We start from the raw sequence: 1918 nt of genomic DNA on the forward strand, positions 1-1918 counted from the left end.
TTTTTGTTCGCCCAGCATGGGTGTCTTCTAATGGGTGCAAGTCCCTCACACGCCCTAACAACGGGAAGTGTCTAGCCTTCGGCAAGGGTGTCCATCGCGAGTTGGAATCTAAAGGAAGCCTTCGGCAAACATCTGGCCTGACGTACAGAAACTTGATATCAAGGCTTATGAGTGTGGATTAGTTTGCAAAACAAAACAAAGTCCTATAGTTGTTCGGAACACTCGGAGTAAATCAAGCAGGTATAAGATGGAAAGAATACATTCTTAACTGGGGAGGTCTCATGGGCGAGGCTATGCCAAGCAGTAACAACGAACCATGAGAAGTCAGCAGAAGTCATAGTAGTCGGATAGGGAAAAAAAATCGGCAACCGATGAAGGACTGAACTTTAACTAAACAAGCATTATTACCTTATTACCCAATGGAAGAATCAATGCAGAAAACAACCTCCTTGGTTGGCTTCCCTCAAAATGATAGGACGGCATCCGAAAGCTATGATGGAGCGCACACTTTTAAGTGGATAATAGATGAGAACCTTGTGGAAGTGCATACAGGCACACGCAATTTGTTGGAACTCATCCTAAGTCCTTCTAACTTGAATGATGCTTATCGTCAAGTTTTAAGGAATAATGGATGTGGAGGTGTCGATCAGATGGGTACGAGCGAACTGTTACCATACCTAAGCCTCCATAAAGACGAATTGATTACAATGCTATTGAGAGGCAAATATCGTCCCTTCCCCGTTCGTCGGGTTGAAATTCCCAAAGAAAACGGCAAGAAACGATTATTAGGTATTCCTACTGTAGTCGACCGCTTTCTCCAACAGGCCATAAGTCAAGTATTGGTTGGAATCTATGATTGCAGCTTCAGTAATAATAGTTTTGGCTTTCGTCCCAATCGCAGTGCTCATGATGCTCTCAAACGCGTTCAAGAATACTCTAATCAGGGCTATTGCTACTGCGTAAATCTGGATTTGGAACGCTTCTTTGATACGGTTCACCATAGCAAACTGATAGAGATTCTCTCCCGTACTATAAAGGACGGTCGAGTTATTTCTCTGATTCATCATTATCTGAATGCTGGTGTTATGGTCAGCCACCGATTTGAAGAGACAACCGAGGGTGTTCCCCAAGGAGGTCCTTTGAGTCCAATCCTAAGCAACATTTTGTTGAATGAATTAGATAAGGAACTTGAACTTCGTGGTCATCCTTTTGTCCGTTACGCCGACGATTGTTTAATCTTGGTAAAGAGTTTGCGAGCTACAACTCGTGTTCGTGACAGTATTTCTTCTTTTATCGAAAAGAAGCTTTTCTTGAAAGTGAACTTAGAGAAGAGTGTAGTGGGCTCTTTAGCAGGAAAGAAATATTTGGGATATTCCTTCTACTGAAGAGGAAAGAGAGGACTTGGTCTTTGTGTTCATCGTCAGAATCAGGAAAAGTTTAAACGCACGCTCAAGCATATAACCTGCCGCAGTAATGGTAAGGGATATGGTTGGTTGAAACATCGTTTAACTTCCTATATCCGAGGTTGGATTTCCTACTACCGCATGGCCGAAATGAAGTCTTTCATAGAGAAGACTCACGGATGGCTTCAACGAAGAATCCGTATGTATATTTGGAAGTGTTGGAAGAAGGTAAAGACTAGATATGCTAATCTTCAAAGATGTGGTATCAGTAAATATTGGGCATGGCAATGGGCGAATACTCGGAAAGGCTATTGGCGTACAGCCAATAGCTGGATTCTAAGCCGCTCCATAACAAACTCCAATCTTGCCAAAGCGGGATATCCATCAATAGTAGCAATATACAGCCGAATGCATCGAAGTTAAGGAACCGCCACGTGCCGAACGGCATGCGTGGTGGTGTGAGAGGTCGGAAAATGAAATAGGAGGAAACTATTTCATTTTCCTCCTACTCGATT

Annotated in this window: 1 pseudogene; it reads left to right on the forward strand. The window is 43.0% G+C overall.

Going from position 1 to position 1918, the window contains the following annotated elements:
* Positions 1-419 precede the first annotated feature (419 nt).
* Positions 420-1826: pseudogene (gene ltrA, locus D0T87_RS23460) on the forward strand (group II intron reverse transcriptase/maturase).
* The last annotated feature ends 92 nt before the right edge of the window (positions 1827-1918 follow it).

The sequence above is a fragment of the Bacteroides sp. 51 genome, from assembly GCF_010500965.1.
Lineage (GTDB): Bacteria > Bacteroidota > Bacteroidia > Bacteroidales > Bacteroidaceae > Bacteroides.